This window comes from Amycolatopsis dendrobii, from assembly GCF_014145675.1.
GTDB classification, from domain to species: domain Bacteria; phylum Actinomycetota; class Actinomycetes; order Mycobacteriales; family Pseudonocardiaceae; genus Amycolatopsis; species Amycolatopsis dendrobii.
Genome location: NZ_JACGZW010000005.1, coordinates 585,740 through 606,305 on the forward strand (window position 1 = coordinate 585,740; position 20,566 = coordinate 606,305).

A 20,566-nucleotide genomic window follows, 5' to 3' on the forward strand; every position below is an offset into this window, starting at 1 on the left:
TGGGTTCACAGGTCGTTGCCCGCGTACGAGAGGTTGAAACTCTTGTTGACGAGCGGGAAATCCGGGACGATCGTGTCCACGAGCGCCACCGGCAGCGCGGGCCAGTTGAAGAAGCTCGGGTCGACGGCTTTGACGCGGCTCAGCACCCCGCCGGAGAGTTCGACCCGGTGCACGATCGTGCCGCGCCAGCCCTCGGCCACCCCGGCCCCGGACCCCGAACCGGCGGGATCCGCCGTCTCCGACCGGCTGCCCAGCGACCCGGTGAGCCGTTCCACGAGCGCCGCCGAGTGGGCGATTTCCTCGGCCCGCACCAGGAACCGGGACAGGACGTCGCCGTCGGTCCGCGCGTGCCGCACCGGTTCGCCCAGATCGAGGAACGGGTGCTCGTACCGCGCGTCGCGGCGGAGGCCGCTGGCCCGCGCGACGTATCCGAGCGTCCCCAGGTCCGCCGCCTGCCGCGGCGAAAGCACCGCCGTGCCCGCGAATCGGTCGCGGACCACGGAATGGTCGAGCGCCAGCTGCGCGATCTCCCCGGCTTCGGCGGCCAGCGCCCGCACTTTCGCCGTGTCCGGCAGCCGGGCGAGCCGGGCCCCGCCGAGCCGGACGCCGCCGCGCAGGAGCCGGTGCCCGGTGACTTCCTCGTTGTGCCGCAACAGTTTCTCCCGCACTGTCTGCGCGTGCGAGTTCAGCACCGAGTGCCCGACGTCGTTGCACAGCGCGCCGAGATCGGCCACGTGGTTGTGGATCCGTTCCAGTTCCAGCAGAACAGCCCTGACCCGCGCGGCGTCCGCGGACACCTCCCGGCCCTGCGCGTCTTCCACGGCGAGGCAATAGGCCAGCGCGTGCCCGACCGCGGTGTCGCCGCTGATCCGTTCGGCCAGCTCGATCCCGGCGCCGGGCTCCCGGCCGGAGAACAGCGCCTCCAGTCCCTTGTGGACGAACCACAGCCGGGCCTTGAGGTTCAGGATCGTCTCGCCCGACACGGAGAACCGGAAGTGTCCCGGCTCGATCATCCCGGCGTGCACCGGGCCGACCGGGATCTCCGACACCCCGGCCCCTTCCACCGCGCGGAACGGATACGGCCCGTCGGCCTCGCCGAACTCCGGCGGCGCACCGGCTCCGGACCGCATCGGATACCAGCCGCGCGGCCAGTGGAAATGCCGGACCAGCCTGCGCGGCAACGGATGGCCGTCGGGCACGATGCCGAACAGGTCCCGCATCTCGCGCTCGAACCGGCCCGCCGGGAACGACAGCCGGGCCAAGCTCGGCAGCCTCGGGCCGGCTGCCGGGAGCGGCACGTGCACTTCGGCCCGGCGGTCCCCTTCGGCCAGGAACAGATACACCGCGCGCAGCCGGTCGCCGTCGTCGTGCCCGGACACGAGCGCGACCCGGAACCCCTCCGTCAGCAACGATTCCGCCGCCGCGGGCAGCTCCGCGGGAGTCGCTTCCCGTACGTTCACGAGGCCCCTCCCCCGGCCGACGCCGCCGCGTGCAGCAACGAGGACAGCGGACCGGTCCAGAACCCGAGCACCGCCCCGGCCACGAGCGGCACCGCCAGTGCGACCCGGGTCGCACGCGGCACCGTCACCGGAGCACGCGCCGCACCGGGGCCGCCGGGCGGGTCGCCCAGCAGCATCCGCGTCGTGTGCCCGGCCAGCGCCGCCGCGACCACCAGCACCAGGACCAGGACGATCGCCGTCGCCCAGCCGAGACCGCCGGCGAAACCGGCGCGGGCAAGCCCCAGTTCGCTCGCGAACAGGCTGAACGGCGGCATCCCGGCCAGCGCCAGCACTCCGGCGCCGAGACAGCCCGCGAGCACCGGCCCGCGCGCGGCCAGCCCGCGCACCCGGTCGATCCGGCTCGTGCCGGTCCCCTGCGCGACCCGGCCCGCGCCCAGGAACAGCACCGCCTTGACCAGGCCGTGGCCGAGCACGTGCACCAGCACCGCCGCCGTCGCGACCGGACCGCCGACCGCCGCGCCGAACGACACCAGCCCGAGGTGCTCGATGCTGGAATAGGCCAGCATCCGCTTGTAATCGCGTTGCGCCAGCAGCAAAGTCGCGGCCACGAGGAGCGACGCGAGCGCCATCACGGTCAGCAGGCCGCGGGCGAACCCGGCGCCGAGCGCGGCGTCGGAGACCACCTTCACCCGGAGCACGGCGTAGAACGCGACGGCGAGCAGCACCCCGGACATCAGCGCCGACACCGGTGCGGGCGCTTGCGAATGCGCGTCCGGCAGCCAGGCGTGCAGCGGGGCCAGCCCCGCCTTCGCCCCGAATCCGAGCACCAGCAGCGTGACCGCGATCCGCGTGACGCCGCTGTCGAGGCCGCTCGCCCCGGCCGCCAGCCCGGCCAGATCGAGGCCGCCCCCGGCGTGTCCGGACGCGTATCCGAGCAGCAGCGTGCCCAGCAGCGCCAGTGCGAGCCCGGCCGAGCAGATCACCACGTACTTCCACGCCGCCTCGACCGCGGTCCGGGTGCGGCTCTGTCCGACGAGGAACGCGGTCACGACCGTCGTCGCTTCGATCGACACCCACAGCAGGCCGAGGTTGGCGGCGAGGACGGCGAGCGTCATCGCGGCGAGGAACAGGTGGACCAGCAGGCCGTGCCTCGCCGCCGTGCGCTCGGTCGCGCGGCCCGCCGCTGTTTCGGCCGCGAAATGCCCCGGCGTCGCCAGCGTCGCCGGAACCGCGACCGCGCTGATCACCACCAGCAGGAACGCCGACAACGCGTCGGCCCGAAGCAGCCCGCCCAGCGCGCTGACCGGACCGGTCCGCACCACTGTCGTGGCCAGCGCGATCGCCGCGGCGAGGCTCACGAGCGCACTCGCCGCGGCCGCCCACAGCATGCCGCGCCGCCACGCGGGCACCAGGAAGCCCAGCGCCGTCACCGCGGGCACCGCCAAGACCAGGATCGCCATCAGTCGCGCAACTCCCGCAGCTCGCCGAGGTCCGTGCCGCCGAACAGCTGCCGCATCCGGCCGGACAGGATCTGCAGCACGAGGACCGCCAGCAGCACGTCCAGCGACACCCCGATTTCCACGAGCAGCCCCGGATCGGCGCCGAGCAGCAGGCCGGTCGCGGTGATCCCGTTGTCCAGCACGAGGAATCCGACGAGCTGGGACACCGCCCGCCGCCGGGTCACCAGCACGAAGAACCCGATCAGGACCACGGTCAGGCCGACCGGCGCGGCCGCCGACGCCGGAGAAGGATCGAGTTCCACGAGCGGCCGCGACACGGCGTACGCGACGAGTGCCAGCAAAGCGGCCGACAGCAAGGAAGCCGTCACGTTCACGACCGGACGCGTCTCGCGTCGGTCCGGCCCCTGGCGCGCGGTCATCCGCCGCACCAGCCACGGGAGGACACCGGCGCGCAGGATCAGCAGCCCTGCCGCGGTCAGCGCCGCCTCGACCGAGCCCGCGAGCACCGCGGCCACCCCCGCCAGCGCGCAGCCCTGCACCGCGAGCACCCGCACGAGAACCGGAAGCTCGCGCCTCCACAGCACCAGCACCGCGGTCAGCAGGAACACCCCGCAGACCAGGTAGAGCAGTTCGGTCACGAAACCCCTCCCGGCAGGACGAAGGACGCCGCCACCGCCAGCAACGCGAGCAGGAACGAGCCCGCGAGCAGCTCCGGAACCCGGAACAGCCGCAGCTTCGCGAAAAACACCTCGGCCGCCGCGAGCGCCGCACCCAGCAGTCCGACCTTCGCCGCGAACGCCGCGGCCCCGGCGAGCAGCGCGGGCAGCGACGCCGACGTCGCGATCCCCCACGGCACGAACAGATTGGCCAGCAGGCCGAGGAACACTGTCAGCCGCATCGAGGACGCGAGTTCGACCAGCGCGAGGTCCGGTCCGGCGTACTCCAGCACCATCGCCTCGTGCACCATCGTCAGCTCGAGGTGCGTGGCCGGGTTGTCGACCGGCAGCCGCCCGGTCTCCGCGACCGTCACGATCGCCAGCGCGACCGCGGCCAGCAGGCTCACCGGCGAACCGACCCGCGCCGGATCGTCCACTGTGGACGAGACGATCGCGGCGAGGTCGGTGCTGCCCGCCCGCGCGGACAGCGCCAGGATCGCGACCAGGAGCGTCGGCTCGACCAGCGCGATGACGGTGATCTCCCGGCTCGCGCCCATCCCGCCGAACGCGGTGCCGGTGTCGAGCGCGGCGAGCGCGAGCGCGACCGTGCCGAGGGCAAGCAGCGCGACCACCGCGAAGAGGTCGGCCACCGGCGGCAGCGCCGACGCCGTGGTGACGAACGGGGCCGCGAACGCGACCAGCAGCGTCGTCGCCGTCAGCAGGACCGGCGCGGTCCGGAAAACCTGGCCGGTGCCCCGCGGCGTCAGCGATTCCTTGCGCCGCACCAGTTTCCGGAGGTCGCGCCACGGCTGGCCCGCCCCGGCTCCGGCCCGCCCCTCCAGCCGGGCCCGGACCTGCCGCATCAGGCCGGTCAGCACCGGCGCTCCGGTGACCACGAGCACTGTCTGCACGACCGCTCCGGCGGCGGCGAACCCGGTCATCGCGTCACCGCCAGCACGATCAGTGCGAGAACCACCGCGGAGAAGCCGTAGCCGAGGTACCGGTGCACGCTGCCGGTGGCCAGCCTCCGCCCGGCGCGGCCCCACGTCGCGAATGCGGCGAGGACCGGCCGGTACAGCACTCGTTCGATCCGGTCCGGCACCTCCCGGCGGTAGGCGACCTGGCGCACGAGGTAACGGGCTTCGTCGTAGTGGCCGACGTCCACGTCGGTCTCCGGGCGCACCACGTTGTCGAAAACCCGTTGCAGCGGTTCGGCGAACGACGTCGCGGTGTACTCCGCCCTGGCCGTCGCGGGACCGCCGCCGCAGTCCCAGAGCCGCGCTTCCCGGCGCGCCCGGCTCGACGCGAGCATCCGCACCGTCGCGACCACGAGCAGCGCGCCGCCGAGCAGGCCGCCGGTGATCAGCAACGGCGAAACCGTGCCCGCGGCACCGTTCAGCCGCACGGTGAGCAGGTCGCGCGCGGCCGGATCGCCGAAGCCCGCCGCCGCGCCGACCGCGGGCAACACCAGCGTGGGAAACAACGCGGGCACCACGCACGCCACCGCCGCGATACCCATGCCGACGAGCATCGCCGCCGGGCTTTCGTGCGCCCGCTCCGCTCCGGCGCCGCGCGGTTTCGCGAGGAACCCGATGCCGAACGCCTTGACGAACGTCGCCACCGCAAGGCCGGCGGTGAGCGCGACAGCGGCCATCGTGAGCGGCATCGCGACCGCGGTGACCACTCCCGCTGCCGGGAGACCGTGCACCAAAGCCTGCAGCAGCAACCATTCCGACACGAAAGCCGTGCCGGGCGGCAACGCCGAGGCGGCCAGCGCGCCGAGTCCGAACAGGCCGGTGGTCCACGGCATCCGGGTGCGCAGGCCGCCGAGCGCGTCGAGGTCGCCGGTGCCGGTCGCGTGGACCACCGATCCGGCGGCGAGGAACAGCAGGGTCTTGAACGCGGCGTGCCCCACGATGTGCAGCAACGCGGCGGCCAGCGCCAGCCCCGCCGCGACCCGGTCGCCAGCGGACGCGAGCAGCCCGGCCGCGCCGATCCCGGCGAAGACCAGCCCGAGGTTCTCCGTGGTCGAATACCCCAGCAGCCGCTTGAGATCCGACGCCATGACCGCCTGGAGGATCCCGTACCCCGCCGAGCCCGCGCCCAGCGCGAGCACGACGACCCACCACCAGCGCGGCCCGCCGCCGAGGAGGTCGAACCCGACGCGGAGCACGCCGTACGCGCCGAGATTGACCATCGCCGCCGACATCAGCGCGGACACGTGGCTCGGCGCCTCCGGATGCGCGCGCGGCAGCCAGGCGTGCAGCGGCACGATCCCGGCCTTCGAACCGAACCCGGCCAGCACGAGCAGGAAGATCGCACTCGCCGCGGCCGGCGGCGGGGAAGCGGCGCGCAATGCCGCGAAACTGTCGCCGCCGGCGAGCGCGGCGAACCAGAGCAGTCCGATGAGGACAGTCACGAACCCGAGGTGCGTCATGACCGCGTACCACCGGCCCGCCGACGCGACCGCGGGCCGCAGCCGGTGCTCGGCCAGCAGCAGCACCAGCGACGTGACCGCCATCAGCTCCCAGCACACCAGGAAGGTCCCGACCGAGGCCGCCGCGGGCACGAGCAGCATCGCCACCACGAACAGCGGCTGCACCGCCTGCACCGTGCGGGCGCGCAGCCCGTTTCGCGCGTAACCGATCCCGTACAGTCCCGCCGCGATCGCCGCTCCGCCGGCGACTGCCGTGAACAGCCCGCCCGTCCGGTCCAGCTCGAGCCAAAACCCGGACAACGGAAGCAGCCACGGGAACCCGGCGTGCGCGGTCTGCCCGGCGAGAGCCGCCGCACCCGCCGCGACCCCGGCCGCACCCGCGAGCATCGTGCCGATTCCGGACACGAGCGTCCGGGCCTTGGCAGGCGTCACGAGGCACACCAGCGCTGCCGCCGCGCCGCTCCCCACCGCCGTCCCGAGCCCTGCCGCCGCGAGGTTCACCGGCCGGTCAGCTTTCGCACCGCCTCGACGATCGCCTCGGGCCGAGGCGGGCAGCCAGGCACTTCGAGGTCGACCGGCACGACGTCGCGCACCGGGCCAGTCACGCCGTAAGCACCGGCGAACACGCCGCAGTTCCGCGCGCAGTCCCCGATCGCCACGACCGTCCGCGGCCGCGGCACGGCCTCGTACGTGCGCTTCAACGGCTCCGTCATGTTGCGCGTGACCGGTCCGGTGACCAGCAGCCCGTCCGCGTGCCGCGGTGACGCGACCAGCCGCGCGCCGTATCGCTCCGCGTCGTAGACCGCGCCGAACGCCGCACCGATCTCGATCTCGCAGCCGTTGCAGGATCCCGCGTCCACGTGCCGCAACTGGACCGAACCGCCGAGTTCACGCGCTCGCGGCAGCGGCTCCGGCCGCGGCGGCGCGGGTTCGGCGGTCCGTCCCGTCCGGCGGATCGCACGCCACAGCCTCAACACCGCGCACCACCGGCGCGCCAGGCCCCGCGCACGTCAATGCTCCGCGGGGCGCGTGCTGCCGGCCTGCGCGGTACGCAGGTCGTCGAGCAGCTCGACCTGCCCGGACAGCACACCGGTCAGGATTTCGCGCGCCACCGCCATCAGCTCCGCGACCTGCGGGCTGATCAGCGAGTAGTAGACGCTCGACCCTTCCTTGCGCGTGGTGACCAGCCCCATCCGGCGCAGGACCGCCAGCTGCTGCGACAGGTTCGCCGGTTCGATGCCGACCTCGGGCAGCATCTCCGCGACGGCGTGCTCGCGCTGGGACAGCAGTTCCAGCACCCGGATCCGGGCCGGATGGCCGAGCGTCTTGAAGAACTCGGCTTTCAGCTGGTAGAGCGGCTTGCTCACCGCGCCTCCTTCGGTCCGGGCCCGCCCGCGGACGGGCTGGAAGGGTTCAGCAATTGCGAATATTAGCAATTGCTGAACCCATGCCGCGACGGGGTGCGACAGCGGCTCCGGACCGGTCCGCCCCTCGTGCGACCGTGTGCCGGGCGAGCGTCCGCGCGATCCCGCCCCCTGCCTCACCGCTCCGCAGGAGCGAACTCGGCCGCGTGATCGGCCACCCACTGGGCGAAAGTCCGTGCCGGAACCCCCGTGACGTCTTCCACCGTCGTCGTCGGCCGATCGGGTTCGCGACCGGCCAAGCGGGCGAACGCGTCGAGCATGGCGTCCGCGTACTTCGCCGGAATCCGCCGGAGGAGAAGCTCGCGCGCGACCTCCCGCGGCACCTCCTCCCAGCGAGTCTCCCGGCCGATCACCTCGCCGATCACCCGAACCTGCTCGACCTGCGTGAGCGCCGCGGCACCGGTGAGGTCGTACTTCGCGCCGGCATGCCCCTCGGAAGTCAGCGCGGTCACCGCGACCGCCGCCATGTCGGCTTCGTGGATGAGCGTGGAGTAAACCGAACCGTAAGCCCCGCGAACGACGCCGTCCTCGCGAATCTGCGATGCCCAGCCAAGGGTGTTGGTCGCGAATCCGTGCGGCTGAAGGAACGTCCACTCCAGACTGGTGCGCTCGATCGCCTCCTCCACCGCACGATGGACCTGGCTGATCGCGTCGTGCGAATCCCCGCGCGCCGCGGCCGACGAGAGCAGAACCAGCCGACGAGCGCCGGCAGCGACAGTGTCCGCGATCGCCTCGGCCGGATCGCCGGAAATCAACGGCCACATCAAGAAAACCGAGTCCACCCCCCGCAACGCGGCGCGCAGGCTGTCCAGATCGGACAGATCACCGGGAACGACTTCGATGCCGCTGGGCAAATCGGCTTTCTCCGGCCGCCGCGCCAACGCGCGTACCGGAAGCCCGCGCCCGGCCAACTGAACAGCCACCTGACGGCCGACGTTGCCGGTAGCTCCGATCACCAAACTGGTCACGGGAATACCTCCTTGTGTCGCAGTGAAGCTCACCGTAGGTTCTGGGCTAACTTCTGGTAAGTACGCACCCTGGGGTAAGCTCCGGACATGGGAGTAGGCACCGAGGCAGGACGCCGCGCCGCCGCGGACCCGGGTGACGCGTTCAACAGCGACTGCCCCGGCCGGACGGTGCTCGACCACGTGTGCAGCCGCTGGGGCACGCTGATCCTGCTCTCCTTGCGCGATCGACCGGCGCGCTTCCACGAACTGCGCGACACGATCGGCGGGATCAGCGAGAAGATGCTGTCGCAGAACCTGCGCACTCTGACGCGTGACGGCTTGCTCCATCGCGAGGTGGAGCCTGCGACGCCGCCCAAGGTGACGTACTCGCTCACGGAGCTTGGGCAGGAGCTGGCTACGCCGTTGGCGGGTCTGCTGGATTGGGTCCGGGCGCGGGCGGTGGATGTGGTCAAGGCGCAGCGGCGGCATGATCGGCAGCACAAGCCAGCGTCGTGATCCACGGCGGCAGAAAGCCCAGGCCGGTTACCGAAGCGGTAGCGCGACATTGGGGTTTCTCAGCAGCGGTGGCGGGTGGCTTCGCTGCGGCGATGTGCGGCACCGGCCGAGTTGCGGGGCACCGGTGAAGCACGTGAGGGGAACCCTGAGGGAATCCGATTCCCTGGGGTTCCCCTCACGTACTTGCCGCTCCCTGCAGATCACCGCGCCGCTCAAGAACGCGAAACCAAAGCCCGAAGGACCTCAGCCCTTCAGCAACTGCCGAGCCATCACCAGGCGCTGGATCTGGTTCGTGCCCTCGTAAATCTGGGTGATCTTCGCGTCCCGCATCATGCGCTCCAGCGGGAAGTCGCGCGTGTACCCGTACCCGCCCAGCAGCTGGACCGCATCCGTGGTCACGCTCATCGCCACATCCGACGCGTGGCACTTGGCCGCCGCGCCGAAGAACGACAGGTCGTCATCGCCGCGTTCGGACTTCGCGGCAGCGGTGTACACCATCTGGCGCGCCGTCTCGACTGCCATCGCCATGTCCGCCAGCATGAACTGGATCCCCTGGAAATCCGCGATGTGCTTGCCGAACTGCTTGCGCTCCTTGACATACCCCAGCGCGTGGTCCAGCGCGCCCTGCGCGATGCCGACGGCCTGCGCGGCGATCGTCACCCGGGTGTGGTCGAGCGTCTTCAGCGCGATTTTCAGGCCCTGGCCCGGCTCGCCGACCATGCGGTCGCCCGGGATGCGGACCTGGTCGAACAGCAGTTCACGCGTCGGCGAGCCCTTGATGCCCAGCTTCTTTTCCTTGGCACCGAAAGAAAAGCCCGGGTCGGACTTCTCGACGACGAAGGCGCTCACGTTGGCTCCGCGGCGACCGTCGGGGTCGGTTACCGCCAGAACCGTGTAGTACTCGGAGAAGCCTGCGTTGGTGATCCAGGACTTCTGTCCATTCAGGATCCAGTCATCGCCGGAAGGGGTGGCGCGGCACCGCATCGAGGCGGTGTCCGATCCTGCGTCGCGTTCGGACAGTCCATACGAGAATCCTGCTTCGCCCGACGCCAGCGGGGGCAGGTACTTCGCCTTGACGTCCTCGTTCGCGGCCAGGATCAGCGGCATGCTGCCGAGTTTGTTCACCGCGGGGATGAGCGAGGACGAAGCGCACACGCGCGCCACTTCCTCGATCACGATGCAGGTGGCCAGCGCGTCGGCACCGGCGCCGCCGTACTGCTCCGGGACGTGCGGGGCGTGGAAGTCCGAGGCGACCAATGCGTCGTAGGACGCCTTGGGGAATTCTTCGCGCTCGTCGGCCTCCGCGGCGTGCGGGGCGATCTGCTCTTCGGCGACCGCGCGCACGGCCTCGCGGATCGCTTCGTGGTCTTCGTTGATCTTGAACAGGTCGAAGCTCATCGGATTCTCCTCGCCGGAACTCAGTAGGTGTAGAAGCCGCGGCCGGTTTTGCGGCCCAGCAGGCCGGCGTCGACCATGCGGGCCAGCAGCGGCGGCGGCGCGTACAGCGGCTCCTTGAACTCCTCGTACAGCGATTCCGCGACCGCCTTCGTGGTGTCCAGGCCGATCAGGTCGGCCAGCGCGAGCGGGCCCTGCGGGTGCGCGGCACCGCGCACGAGCCCCTCGTCGATGGCTTCCTTCGTCGCGAAACCCGACTCCAGCATGCGCACCGCGGCGAGAATGAACGGGATCAGCAGCGCGTTCACCACGAATCCGGCGCGGTCCTGGCACAGGATGGCGTGCTTGCCGAGAGTCTCCTCGGCGAACTTGCGCGCGCGGTCGGTGGTCTCGTCGCCGGTGAGCAGGCTCGGCACCAGTTCGACCAGCGGCAGCACCGGCACCGGGTTGAAGAAGTGGATGCCGAGGACCTGCGCGGGACGCTCGGTCGCGGTGCCGAGCTTCATGATCGGGATCGACGACGTGTTGGACGCGAGCACCGCGTCCGGCGCGGCGACGATCTTGTCCAGCTTCGCGAACAGCTCCGCCTTGACCGCCTCGTTCTCGACGATCGCCTCGACGACGAGCGTGCGGTCGGCAAGGTCGTCGAGGTTCTCGGTGATCCGGATCCGCTCCAGCACGCCGGCCGCGGACGCGATCTTGCCCTTGCGCTCGGCCCGCCCCAGCGACGCCTCCAGCCGCGCCCGGCCCGCGTCGGCGGCCGCCCGGCTCGATTCGATCGCCACGACGTCCAGGCCGGCCCGGGCGCACACCTCGGCGATCCCCGCCCCCATCTGGCCGCAGCCGACCACGCCGACGAGCTCCACGTGCCTCACCCATCCCTCCGGTACTTGGTTTCATGATAACGGTACTCAGTACCGGCGAGTAGGCGAGAGCGGGGTGGCCCACCTCACCCTGCTCCCGGGGAGCCGCGGCCGATTAGGCTGGCCGCAGCGTGCGTGCGAAAGGTGGCCCGATGCCCGCGAAACCGGCAAAGCAGCGGCTGACCGAGGCCGCGTTCGCGCTGTTCGAGGAGCGCGGCTACGACCAGACGACGGTGGACGACATCACCGACCGGGCAGGCGTCGGGCGCAGCACGTTCTTCCGCGCGTTCCGGTCCAAAGAGGACGTGATCTTCCCGGACCACGAGGTCCTGCTGAGCGCGATCGAGGCCCGGCTGGCCGGATCCGACCCGCGCACCGCGACCGTCGCGGTCACCGAAGCCGCGCGCCTCGTGCTGCGGCATTACGTCGCGGAGGGCGAGCTGGCGCTGGCGCGCTACCGGCTCACCCGCAGCGTGCCCGCACTACGAGCGCGGGAAATCGCGGGCACGCGGCAGTATCAGCGGCTGTTCCAGGAATTCGTGCACCGCTGGATGGGCGGCGGCGAGGAAACCGCGCTGCGCGCCGAACTCATGGCGGCCGCGGTGGTGACAGCGCACAACCACGTCCTGCGGCGATGGCTGCGCGGACAGGCGACGGACCCGGAGGCGGCCTTCGACGCCGCGATGGCGGACACGGTTGCGTTGTTCGGCAACACCGGAGAGGCGGAGACGACGGTGGTCGCTTTCCGTACTGGGAAGGACCTTTCCGCCGTGCTGCCCGGGTTGCGCAAGCTGCTCGGCGACGAAGGCACGCTCGGCTGAGCGGCTACCACGCCTCATCGAAGCGCACGCCAGCTCCGTAGCCCACCGGACACTCCGGCACCCCCGGAGCATCAGCCGACACCGCCGCACTGCCCGCCCCGCACAAACCGCCCGGCGACGAAAACACCCTCGCCCGAACGGCTACCACGCCTCATCGAACCGGACGCCAGCCTCGTACCAGTCTTCGTCGCTCACCGGGCGCTCCGGTTCCGCAGGAAGTTCGGGGTCGGCGGTGCGGTTGCGGAGGTAGTCGCCCTCGCCCTGCACGACGGATCCGGCCGCGGTTTGCCGAGGTGCCGCAGGCTTTTCCGGTGCAGCAACGGGTTTCGGCTGGCTAGGCGCAGCAGGCGGTACCGTCTCAGCGGGCGGAGCGGGTCGCCGAGGGGCCGGAGTCGCGGGGGCGAGGTCAGGCTCGAATCCGGCCCGCCACTTCAAGCGGTCCATCACGAAGCCGCGGGTGCCGAGCGGAGCCAGCAGCGCCGCAGTGCGGTTCGCTGATTCCCGTTGCGCTTCGGCGTACGTGCGCAGGACTAGCGCGGCGAGCTCGTCCGGCGGCAGATTCCGTACTGTGCCGGACAGTTTCAGTCCAGTGAGGACACCGTCGGTGTTGACCGTGGCGGTGACCGCGTTGCCGGGCGAGGACGCCTCGACCGACAACGCGGACAGAGCTTGGATCAGTTCTTCCGGACCGGCCACGTCAGTCCATCGCGGACGGCGACATCGGCTGCGACACCGAACCGTCCGGTGCGATGTCGACGTTGCGGTCCCGGACCCGCTTTTCGGTGCCCTTCGGGGTGTTCGAGGTCTCGAAGTTGCCCGGGTCGAACGAATCGCCGGGGCTCACGTCGGGCGGGTTCGGCACCGGGGGCAGGTTGACCGACTTCTCGTGGATCTTGTCCGCCAGCCGGCTCGCCGACTCCCGCATGTGCGAGCGGATCTTGTCCGCACCGCTGAGGAAGCTCTCGAAGATGTCGTCCGCGTTGTCGCCTTCGACCTTCGCCGAGGCCTGCGCGGTCACCTCGGTGAGCCCGGCTCCCGCGCCGGCGACCGCGGCCTGTGCTCCGACCGCGCTCATCGACAGCCCGCCCGCCGCGGCGGCGGCCCCTCCCGGGGTGGCGACCACGGCGAGCATCCCGATCAGCGCGCCGGTGAAGGCCACCGTCGCCACCTTCGACCAGGAGATTTCGCCCTCCTTGGCTTTCGCCTTCTGGTACTTCTCCGCGGTTTCCCGGAACGTCAGCGCGAGCGAGCTGAGGTCCTCCCGCGCGGCCCACACGCCGTCGCGGGCGGCGACGATGTCGCTTTCCACGACGGTGATCTCGGCGGCGAGCGCCTCGTAGGTCTCCGACAGCCGGTCGAGGTAGGTCTTGACGTCCTCGGCCGCGTTGCCGCGCCACGAGCCCAGCAGTTCCTTCGCCCGGCGCAGTTCGGTGATCGACCCGCGGCTGAGGTTCTTCCACACCGGCTCGTACGAGTTGATCATCGACTGCAGGCCGCCGCCGGTGTCCTTGAGGTCGGCCTCGGAGAACTCCCGGAAGACCTCGGTGATCTTGTCCTGGTACGCCTCGTACAGCTCGTTCGCCATGGAGAACTTGAAGAACTCCGCGTAGCGCAGGAATTCCATCCCGTCGAGCGCGTCGTTGGCGCCCTTGTGCAGATCCTCGCTGATGCCTTCGAGCAGTTCCGAACGCGGACGGCCGTCCGAGCCGCCGCTGAGCCCGAAGTAGTCTTCCTGCTCGCTCACGTCAGCGCACCTCTCCGCCCGCGCGCCGCACCGCGGACTGCGACTCGGCGTCCGACGCCTCGTACAGCTCCGCCACGCGCTTGAGCGCTTCGCTCGCCTGATGCGTCGTGAAGGCCAGCTTCGCGAGCGCTTCCTCCACCTTCGCGCGGTGGTTCTCGTACGCCGCCGCGACCTTGGGCATGCCGAGCGATCCGCCGAACGCGGTGGTCGGGCCGCCGCCGAACAGGTCGATCGAACCGATGATGGCGGCCGGGCCGACCGCGTCGGGCAGGTCCAGCCTGCGCACGCCGCCGCGCGCGGTCTCCGCCGCGTCCCCGGCGGCCGCGACGAACCCGCTCGCCTTGCGCAGGTCGTCGAGGTCGGTTTCGAAACCGATCATGAAACTACCCCCAGTCGTGTGAACCGTGACCCTACCGGGCGAACGGTATCCCTTCCGACTCATCGGACACCGGGGAGGTTCACGGCATTGACGTGAGGACGGTCACATAACGGGCAGCGCTCAGTCCGAAGTGGACCCCACGGCGCTTCCGCGGCGGTCGGCCCGGCGCGGGAACCACGGCACGATCGGCGAAACTCGCCGCTGGTAGTCGGCGTACTCCGGGTAGCGGCCGAGCGTGATGCTCTCGGTGAAGATCGTCGAACCGGCGAACAGCGCCGTCAGCAGGACCGCGCCGGCGATCGTCCAGGTGACCGCGCCGGCCGCGGAGACTCCGATCAGGAACACCAGCCACCACTGCGCTTGCTCGAAGAAGAAGTTGGGGTGGCGGGAAAACCGGAAGAGCCCGGTCTGCGCGAACCGCGGTTCGGGGATGCGCCCGGCGGCCGTCTCGCGCTTCTTCCACTGGTGGAAGTTCCACTGCTGCTGGTCCGCGATCGTCTCGCCGGCCAGGCAGGCCACGAACGCGACGGCCAGCACGATGTCGGCGGCGCCCAGCGGGGTCCGATGGTCCAGCGCGGTCCACGCGGGAAGCGTGATGAGCAGCAGGATCACGTTCTGGTAGAGCGTGATGAAGAAGAGGTTGAACAGCTGGAACTGCCACGGAGCCATCCGGCCGCGCAGCACCGCCCAGCGGTAGTCCTCGCCGCCGGGGGCGTAGCCGCCCTTGCGGCCGTAGTTGAACGTCAGCCGCGCGCCCCACAGGAACACGAGTGCGAACAGCAGGTCCAGCCTGGCGTCCGCGAACCCCGCGTGCCCGGCGAAGATCCCGGTGTAGGCCACGGGGACGACCGACCAGATCCGGTCCACCCAGGAGTACTCCCTGGTGAGCACCGACAGCAGCCAGCAGCCGGCGCACACGCCCGCGAACACCCAGAGGCACACCTGGAACGCGTTCATGACCGCGACTGTACTGCCGAAATCGCCGGTGCGACGCCCTACAATCCGCCGATGGGCACCACGACGGCGAACCTGCCCCTGCGCGAGCGCAAGATCGACCTGTTCTTCGCGGTGATCTTCTCGGCGTTCACGGTGACGTCCCTGATTAGCGACCTGCTGCCGACGATCGGCGTCGACTTCTCGCGGCCGACCGGCAACTTCTTCGTCGACTCCAACTACTGGTACGCCCACGACGCCGACCCGCTGTTCATGCACCCGCCGGACTGGATGCGGATCGTCACCGGGCTCTCGGCGTTCGTCTACCTCCCGTTCTACGTCGTGCTCGTCTGGTGCCTCGTCGCGGGCCGCAACGGGATCCAGCTGTTCGCGGTGGTCTACGCGACGATGATCGTCACGCTCACCGGGATCGTCGTGTTCGGCGTCGAGTTCTTCGGCGACCCGGCGACCCGCACCGGCAACCCGGGCAAGTTCCTCGCGTTCAACCTCCCCTACGTGCTGATTCCGTTGCTGCTGCTGGTGCGGATGCGCCGCCCGCTGCCGTTCGCCCGGCGGTTCTGACCACTGTGGACAGAGGTGGGCGGGGTCTGGCGATCACCCCGCTCCGGCCTTGCGCAGCACCCGTTGCCGACGGCTCGTGTAAGCCGCGACCGAACCGCACAACAGGGCCAGCATCGCGACCGACCACAGCACCTCGGACACTGACGTCACCAGCAGCGAAAGCACCAACGGCCCAGCCAGCCCGCCCAACCGGTTGAAAAACGACACCGAACCCGCGGCCCGCCCGCGCGACCGGTCGTCGGCCACATCAGCGGCGACTGGCAGGAACACCGCGGCCATGGTGTTGACGCCCAGCAAGGCGACCGTCAGCACCGCGGCCGACAGCCATGGTGCGGCGACCGCCCATCCGGACACCGCGAGTGCCAGCAGCAGCACCGCGGTGCAGAGGGCGAGCCGCACGGTGACGCCGGTTGGGCCGAAGCGGCGGTAGCCGAGGACCAGCAGTCCCGCGCACAGCACCATCGCCACCGCCGAGCCCGTCAGGAGGGCGTTCGCCGTGGTCAGCGAGAGACCGCCGACGCGGGACAGGGTCGGTACCCAGGTCGTCAGGCCGAACGTGGTCAAGCCGATCGAGAAGGCGAACCCCCATTGCAGCCGGGTCGTGAGAGTGTTCCGGGCCAGCCAGTCGTCCGCCGGCCCAGCAGGCGCCCGGGTGCTTCGTCGGTCCGGGATGACGGCAGCGGCGGCGGCCAGCAGCAGGCCGGTCGGTGCGCCGATGAGCCACAGCACCCGCCAGCCGAACACGGGCTCCAGCCACAGCGCGGAACCGGACGCGATCAGGTAACCGATCGCGGTCGCGACGATCGACAGGCCGGTCACCGCCGCTCCCCTGCCCGGACCGGGGAAAAGGTCGCTGAGCACGGTGATCAGCATCGGAGCCAGCCCGCCTACGGCGATGCCCATCAGGAAGCACATCACCACGTTGCCGCGGAAATCCGGCATGGTGCCGCACATGCTGGTGGCGGTGAACCCGAGTGTGGCGAGCAGGTAACAGGCCCGGCGGCCGATGCGTTCGGCGAGCCTGCTGCACAGCAACGCGCCCAGCGCGGTGCCGGACAGCCCGCTCACCGCCAGCAGCGACGCGGTCGAAGCGTCGATGCCGTATTCCGTGCGCAGGCCGGGGATGACGAACCCCAGCGTCGACGTCTTGCTGATGTCGATCGTCAGCGCGGCGGTGGCGACCATCGCGGTCGTCCGCCTTCCCAGGACCGTCGGCTGCGGCACGACAACCGGGGCAACCGGCACACCCGGGGCACCGCTGTGCCGCGTCCGGCCGAGGACCAGCGCGGCTCCGAGCGCGAGGAGCAAGGCCGCGCCGGCGACGAACATTTCCGGCATGTCGGCAAGCGCCATGCCGTGCAATCGCCGGTCAGCCGTCGAACCCGTCGGACCCGGTGAAACCATCGAATCCATCGGGCCCGTCGCATCCATTCCGGGCAGCTGGAAAGCCCGGAAGAATCCCACGGCCGAAGCGGCCACGACGATCGCCGCCGCCAGCGCGAGCACTCCCCGCCAGCTCGTGCGAGCCGGCCCCGAAACTGGTGTCATGCCTCCAACTTCTCATCCGGGCGCACGCTCCGGCATCTTCAGTTTTGCGGTCCCGTCCTCAGTTTTCCTGGAGGACCGAAAGAATATTCCCCGCTGGATCGCGGAACCACGCGATCAGCGGACCGCCGAGCCGGAAGACGCCCTTTTCGTCGACGCCGTCGAACGGTTCGAAGGAAACCCCGGCCGCGCCGAGGTCCGCGACCGCCTGGTCGATGTCGTCCACCGGGAAGTTGAGAACGGTGTACTCGGCCGGAACGTGCTTGTCGCCCTTCGGGTAGACGAGCACTTCGCGTCCTTCGGCGAGACGCAGCCGCAGCATCCCCCAGCTTTCGGCGACCTCGATGCCGAGCGTCTCGGCGTAGAACGTCCGCGCGGCCGGGATGTCGTCCACGGAGAAACCGCTGAATGCCTTGCTGGTGTCGAACATTTTTCCTCCTGGAGGTCTCAGAGAATCGCCGGCCGGTAAGTGACGGAGAGGACGCCGTTGCCGAACGTCCGGGAAGCGACGAGTTCGAGGTCGGCACGGGAAGAAGCCTCCGGGAACAGCCGCGCGCCCGAGCCGAGCACGATCGGGTGGATCAGCAGGTTCAGCTCGTCGAGCAAACCCGCCGGCAGCAGCGACCGCACCAGCCGGGGGCTGCCGGGAATGTGGATGTTCTTGCCCGGCTTGCTTTTCAACGAGTTCAGCTCAGCCGCCAGATCAGGGCCGAGCAGCGTCGAACCGCGCCAGCCCACTTCGGTGAGCGTGCTCGAGACGACGTACTTCGGGGTGTTGTTCAGGAACGCGGCCATCGGTGACGAGTCGCCCAGGCCCGGCCACATCCGGGCGAAGTCCGCGTAGGTGTTCCGGCCGAGCAGGACGGCGTCCGATTCGGCGATGCCGGCGCGGATCACCTCGTCCGCCTCGTGGTTCAGCGTCATCCAGTCCGGCGGCGACTCGGTCACCCCGTCCAGCGAAACCGACAGTCCGGCCACGATCTTCCGCACGGCTATGCTCCTTCTTCAGCTGACATGTGCACGGGGGACGTCGGAGCCGGAATCCGCGAGGCGACACCGGCGGCGAAAAATTTCGAAGGGGGCCGTCGTGCGGTACTTGATCATGATCCACAGCAATCCGCGGTTCCGGGCGCTCTGGGAGGAGATGCCGGACGAGAAGAAGGCCGAGTTCGGCCGTAGCCATCTCGCGCTCGCCCGGGCGCTCGAGGAGTCCGGCGAACTCGTGCTCAGCGACGGGCTCGCCGATCCCGCCGAGGCCAAGTGCGTCACCGTGCAGGACGGCAAGGCGGTGCCGAGCGACGGTCCGTTCGCCGAGGTCAAGGAGCATCTGGTCGGCTTCTACCTGGTCGAATGCGAGAGCATGGAACGGGCGCTGGAACACGCCGCGCGGGTGCCGGACGCGGTGTACGGCAAGGTCGAGGTCCGGCCGCTTCGCAACGTGAAAGAGCTGGATCTCTGACTCCCCCGCCCGGCTTCGAGCAGCTCCTGCGCGACCTCGCGCCGCAGGTGCTCACCGCCGTCTGCCGCCGGTTCGGCGACTTCGCGCTTTGCGAGGACGCGGTGCAGGAAGCGCTGCTGTCCGCCGCGGTGAAATGGCCGGAACAGGGCCTGCCGGACAACCCCAGAAGCTGGCTGATCACCGCGGCCGCGCGCCGGCGCATCGACATCGAGCGCAGCGAGTCCGCTCGTCGGCAGCGGGAGCACACGGCCGCCGGGCTGGCGGTGCCGCAGCCGGAATTCGCTCCGGCCGAGGACGACACGCTGACCCTGCTGATGCTGTGCTGTCATCCCGAACTCGGCAAGCCGTCTCAGCTCGCGTTGACGCTGCGCGCGGTCGGCGGCCTCACCACCGCGGAGATCGGCCGGGCGCTGCTGGTTCCGGAGAAGACCGTGAGCCAGCGGATCAACCGGGCGAAGAAACGGCTCAGCGGGGCCCGGTTCCGGATGCCGCCGCCGGGCGAACGGGCCGAGCGGATGACCGCGGTGCTGCAGGTGCTGTACCTGATCTTCACCGAGGGGCACACCGCCAGCTCCGGAACCGCGGTCAACCGGGTCGAGCTGACCGCCGAGGCGATCCGGCTGACCCGGCAGCTGCACACGCAGGTTCCCGACGACGGCGAGGTCGCCGGGCTGCTGGCGCTCATGCTGCTCAGCGACGCCCGGCGGCCCGCGCGGACCCGGCCGGACGGCGCCGCCGTGCCGCTGGCCGAACAGGACCGCACGCTGTGGGACGCCGCCGTGATCGCCGAAGGGCTCGACCTGATCGGGAAAACCCTGGTCACCGCCCAGCTCGGGCCGTATCAGCTCGAGGCCGCGATCGCCGCGGTGCACGACGAGGCAGCCCGCGCCGAGGACACCGACTGGCCGCAGATCCTCGCCCTCTACGACCTGCTGCTCGCCCTCGCGCCGAGTCCGGTCGCGGCGCTGAACCGGATCGTCCCGGTCGCGATGGTCCACGGCGCCCGCGAGGGGTTGCGGCAGCTCGACGAGATCGCCGGGCTGGACGAGCATCATCGCGTCGACGTGGTGCGCGCGCACCTGCTCGACCTGGCGGGCGAGCCCGGGCAAGCCCGGGTCTATTACCGTTCAGCGGCACGGAAAACTCTCAGCGTTCCCGAACGACGGTACCTGGAATCCCGTGCCGCAAAAAGGAAATCACCCTAACTGGCCGCTCGGGCCATCGACGGCGGGCGCGACGCGTCCGGGTTCGGCAACCGCATCGGCACGGTGTCCGCGTGGTACTCGAAATGCCACCATTCGTTGTCGTAGCGGCGATACAGCCGGTACTCCGCCCCGTGCCGCTCCAGCCACGCCGCGCCCTCGCTCGGGCGCACGTCGAGCGCCGTGCCGCGGACGTGGGCCGATTCGTGCGGCGGCAGCACTCGACGCCGGGCCGCGGCGACGGAGCCGGTGCGGTGCACCTCTTCGGCGAACAGCCGGTGCTGATGGGCGGCGTCGCGGTGGCCGGAGGTGAGTCCGATGAGCTGGCGATCCCGCCAGAACGCCTCGGCGCGCGCCGCGGTGAACGCCGCGCGGGCCGATTCGCTGAGGCCCGCGAGGTCCTCGGCCGGATAGCGCGTCGCGAGCGCCCACTGGCAGGCCAGGTAACGGCCGCGGCCGGGCGAACGCAGGAACGCCGCCGGGAGCAGCGCCACCGCCAGGAGACGGGTGACGGTCGCGAGGACCCGGGGCCGGCGAAGCGACTCGATCATGGGGTCCACTTTCGGGCCCCAGTGTGCGCGCACTGCGCCCGGAGTTTGACAGCTCTGTAACAGTTCGCCGCGGCGGTGCTGTTACCGAACGATGACACGGCACGCACCGGGCGGCGATCCGGGCCGGGCAGGCTGGGCCCGGCCGTCCGCTGTGGACTGTCCGGGCGGCCGGACGGGCGGACTGCGATAGTG

The 20,566-nt window shown here is 70.8% G+C and carries 23 protein-coding genes; 5 read left to right on the top strand and 18 right to left on the bottom strand.

Going from position 1 to position 20,566, the window contains the following annotated elements:
- Positions 1-5: 5 nt before the first annotated feature.
- The 8 genes from H4281_RS17730 to H4281_RS17765 all read right to left on the bottom strand — a co-directional run bounded on the left by H4281_RS17730 (position 6) and on the right by H4281_RS17765 (position 8,405).
- Positions 6-1,460: a hydrogenase large subunit gene (locus H4281_RS17730; RefSeq protein ID WP_182892022.1), complete on the bottom strand. Its 1,455-nt coding sequence runs from the start codon at positions 1,458-1,460 to the stop codon at positions 6-8.
- On the bottom strand, positions 1,457-2,920 hold the full coding sequence (locus H4281_RS17735; protein WP_182892023.1) for a proton-conducting transporter transmembrane domain-containing protein: 1,464 nt from the start codon (positions 2,918-2,920) through the stop codon (positions 1,457-1,459). The genes H4281_RS17730 and H4281_RS17735 overlap by 4 nt, the downstream gene beginning before the upstream one ends.
- Entirely contained in the window at positions 2,920-3,558 is a 639-nt protein-coding gene (locus H4281_RS17740) for a hypothetical protein (protein WP_182892024.1), read from the bottom strand. The genes H4281_RS17735 and H4281_RS17740 overlap by 1 nt, the downstream gene beginning before the upstream one ends.
- Entirely contained in the window at positions 3,555-4,517 is a 963-nt protein-coding gene (locus H4281_RS17745) for a respiratory chain complex I subunit 1 family protein (RefSeq protein ID WP_182892025.1), read from the bottom strand. The genes H4281_RS17740 and H4281_RS17745 overlap by 4 nt, the downstream gene beginning before the upstream one ends.
- On the bottom strand, positions 4,514-6,514 hold the full coding sequence (locus H4281_RS17750; RefSeq protein ID WP_182892026.1) for a proton-conducting transporter transmembrane domain-containing protein: 2,001 nt from the start codon (positions 6,512-6,514) through the stop codon (positions 4,514-4,516). The genes H4281_RS17745 and H4281_RS17750 overlap by 4 nt, the downstream gene beginning before the upstream one ends.
- Entirely contained in the window at positions 6,511-6,990 is a 480-nt protein-coding gene (locus tag H4281_RS17755; protein ID WP_237598952.1) for an NADH-quinone oxidoreductase subunit B family protein, read from the bottom strand. Before H4281_RS17755 ends, H4281_RS17750 begins: the two co-directional genes overlap by 4 nt.
- A gap of 33 nt (positions 6,991-7,023) precedes the next feature.
- The gene (locus H4281_RS17760) at positions 7,024-7,380 is read right to left on the bottom strand and encodes an ArsR/SmtB family transcription factor (protein ID WP_182892028.1); all 357 of its coding nucleotides are present in this window, start codon (positions 7,378-7,380) and stop codon (positions 7,024-7,026) included.
- A 173-nt stretch (positions 7,381-7,553) separates the two neighbouring features.
- Entirely contained in the window at positions 7,554-8,405 is an 852-nt protein-coding gene (locus tag H4281_RS17765; RefSeq protein ID WP_182892029.1) for an NAD(P)H-binding protein, read from the bottom strand.
- Between the two features lie 87 nt (positions 8,406-8,492).
- Between H4281_RS17765 and H4281_RS17770 the strand changes: the two genes are divergently transcribed.
- Positions 8,493-8,900, top strand: a complete 408-nt coding sequence (locus H4281_RS17770) for a winged helix-turn-helix transcriptional regulator (RefSeq protein WP_182892030.1) — start codon at positions 8,493-8,495, stop codon at positions 8,898-8,900.
- 243 nt (positions 8,901-9,143) lie between these two features.
- Here the strand turns inward: H4281_RS17770 and H4281_RS17775 are convergent, their stop codons facing one another.
- Together H4281_RS17775 and H4281_RS17780 are read right to left on the bottom strand one after the other, a co-directional pair.
- Positions 9,144-10,298, bottom strand: coding sequence for an acyl-CoA dehydrogenase family protein (locus H4281_RS17775; protein WP_182892031.1), 1,155 nt, complete (start codon positions 10,296-10,298; stop codon positions 9,144-9,146).
- Between the two features lie 20 nt (positions 10,299-10,318).
- A complete protein-coding gene (locus H4281_RS17780; protein WP_312872137.1) occupies positions 10,319-11,170 on the bottom strand; it encodes a 3-hydroxybutyryl-CoA dehydrogenase in 852 nt (283 codons plus the stop codon).
- Positions 11,171-11,310: 140 nt separating this feature from the next.
- Between H4281_RS17780 and H4281_RS17785 the strand changes: the two genes are divergently transcribed.
- The gene (locus tag H4281_RS17785; RefSeq protein ID WP_182892032.1) at positions 11,311-11,979 is read left to right on the top strand and encodes a TetR/AcrR family transcriptional regulator; all 669 of its coding nucleotides are present in this window, start codon (positions 11,311-11,313) and stop codon (positions 11,977-11,979) included.
- Positions 11,980-12,120: 141 nt separating this feature from the next.
- Here the strand turns inward: H4281_RS17785 and H4281_RS17790 are convergent, their stop codons facing one another.
- The 4 genes from H4281_RS17790 to H4281_RS17805 all read right to left on the bottom strand — a co-directional run bounded on the left by H4281_RS17790 (position 12,121) and on the right by H4281_RS17805 (position 15,059).
- Positions 12,121-12,675 carry a YbaB/EbfC family nucleoid-associated protein gene (locus tag H4281_RS17790; protein WP_182892033.1) on the bottom strand — a complete coding sequence of 185 codons (555 nt, stop codon included), beginning with the start codon at positions 12,673-12,675 and terminating at the stop codon, positions 12,121-12,123.
- A gap of 1 nt (position 12,676) precedes the next feature.
- Positions 12,677-13,723: a hypothetical protein gene (locus H4281_RS17795; protein ID WP_182892034.1), complete on the bottom strand. Its 1,047-nt coding sequence runs from the start codon at positions 13,721-13,723 to the stop codon at positions 12,677-12,679.
- A gap of 1 nt (position 13,724) precedes the next feature.
- Positions 13,725-14,102, bottom strand: coding sequence for a hypothetical protein (locus H4281_RS17800; RefSeq protein WP_220507328.1), 378 nt, complete (start codon positions 14,100-14,102; stop codon positions 13,725-13,727).
- 120 nt (positions 14,103-14,222) lie between these two features.
- The gene (locus H4281_RS17805; RefSeq protein ID WP_182892036.1) at positions 14,223-15,059 is read right to left on the bottom strand and encodes a DUF1295 domain-containing protein; all 837 of its coding nucleotides are present in this window, start codon (positions 15,057-15,059) and stop codon (positions 14,223-14,225) included.
- A gap of 51 nt (positions 15,060-15,110) precedes the next feature.
- Here H4281_RS17805 and H4281_RS17810 point away from each other — a divergent pair, with 51 nt between their 5' ends.
- Positions 15,111-15,617 carry an EXPERA domain-containing protein gene (locus H4281_RS17810; RefSeq protein WP_182892037.1) on the top strand — a complete coding sequence of 169 codons (507 nt, stop codon included), beginning with the start codon at positions 15,111-15,113 and terminating at the stop codon, positions 15,615-15,617.
- Positions 15,618-15,650: 33 nt separating this feature from the next.
- Here the strand turns inward: H4281_RS17810 and H4281_RS17815 are convergent, their stop codons facing one another.
- From H4281_RS17815 to H4281_RS17825, 3 genes are read right to left on the bottom strand one after another with little or no spacing between them, the layout of a single operon-like run.
- Positions 15,651-17,165, bottom strand: coding sequence for an MFS transporter (locus tag H4281_RS17815; RefSeq protein ID WP_182892038.1), 1,515 nt, complete (start codon positions 17,163-17,165; stop codon positions 15,651-15,653).
- A 58-nt stretch (positions 17,166-17,223) separates the two neighbouring features.
- Positions 17,224-17,592 carry a VOC family protein gene (locus H4281_RS17820; protein ID WP_182892039.1) on the bottom strand — a complete coding sequence of 123 codons (369 nt, stop codon included), beginning with the start codon at positions 17,590-17,592 and terminating at the stop codon, positions 17,224-17,226.
- A 17-nt stretch (positions 17,593-17,609) separates the two neighbouring features.
- The gene (locus H4281_RS17825; RefSeq protein WP_182892040.1) at positions 17,610-18,152 is read right to left on the bottom strand and encodes a dihydrofolate reductase family protein; all 543 of its coding nucleotides are present in this window, start codon (positions 18,150-18,152) and stop codon (positions 17,610-17,612) included.
- 97 nt (positions 18,153-18,249) lie between these two features.
- Here H4281_RS17825 and H4281_RS17830 point away from each other — a divergent pair, with 97 nt between their 5' ends.
- Together H4281_RS17830 and H4281_RS17835 are read left to right on the top strand one after the other, a co-directional pair.
- Entirely contained in the window at positions 18,250-18,621 is a 372-nt protein-coding gene (locus H4281_RS17830) for a YciI family protein (RefSeq protein WP_182892041.1), read from the top strand.
- Complete coding sequence (locus H4281_RS17835) at positions 18,618-19,826, top strand: RNA polymerase sigma factor (RefSeq protein WP_182892132.1); 1,209 nt, start codon at positions 18,618-18,620, stop codon at positions 19,824-19,826. The genes H4281_RS17830 and H4281_RS17835 overlap by 4 nt, the downstream gene beginning before the upstream one ends.
- Here the strand turns inward: H4281_RS17835 and H4281_RS17840 are convergent.
- The gene (locus tag H4281_RS17840; RefSeq protein ID WP_182892042.1) at positions 19,823-20,374 is read right to left on the bottom strand and encodes a M15 family metallopeptidase domain-containing protein; all 552 of its coding nucleotides are present in this window, start codon (positions 20,372-20,374) and stop codon (positions 19,823-19,825) included. The genes H4281_RS17835 and H4281_RS17840 overlap by 4 nt on opposite strands.
- Positions 20,375-20,566: the final 192 nt, after the last annotated feature.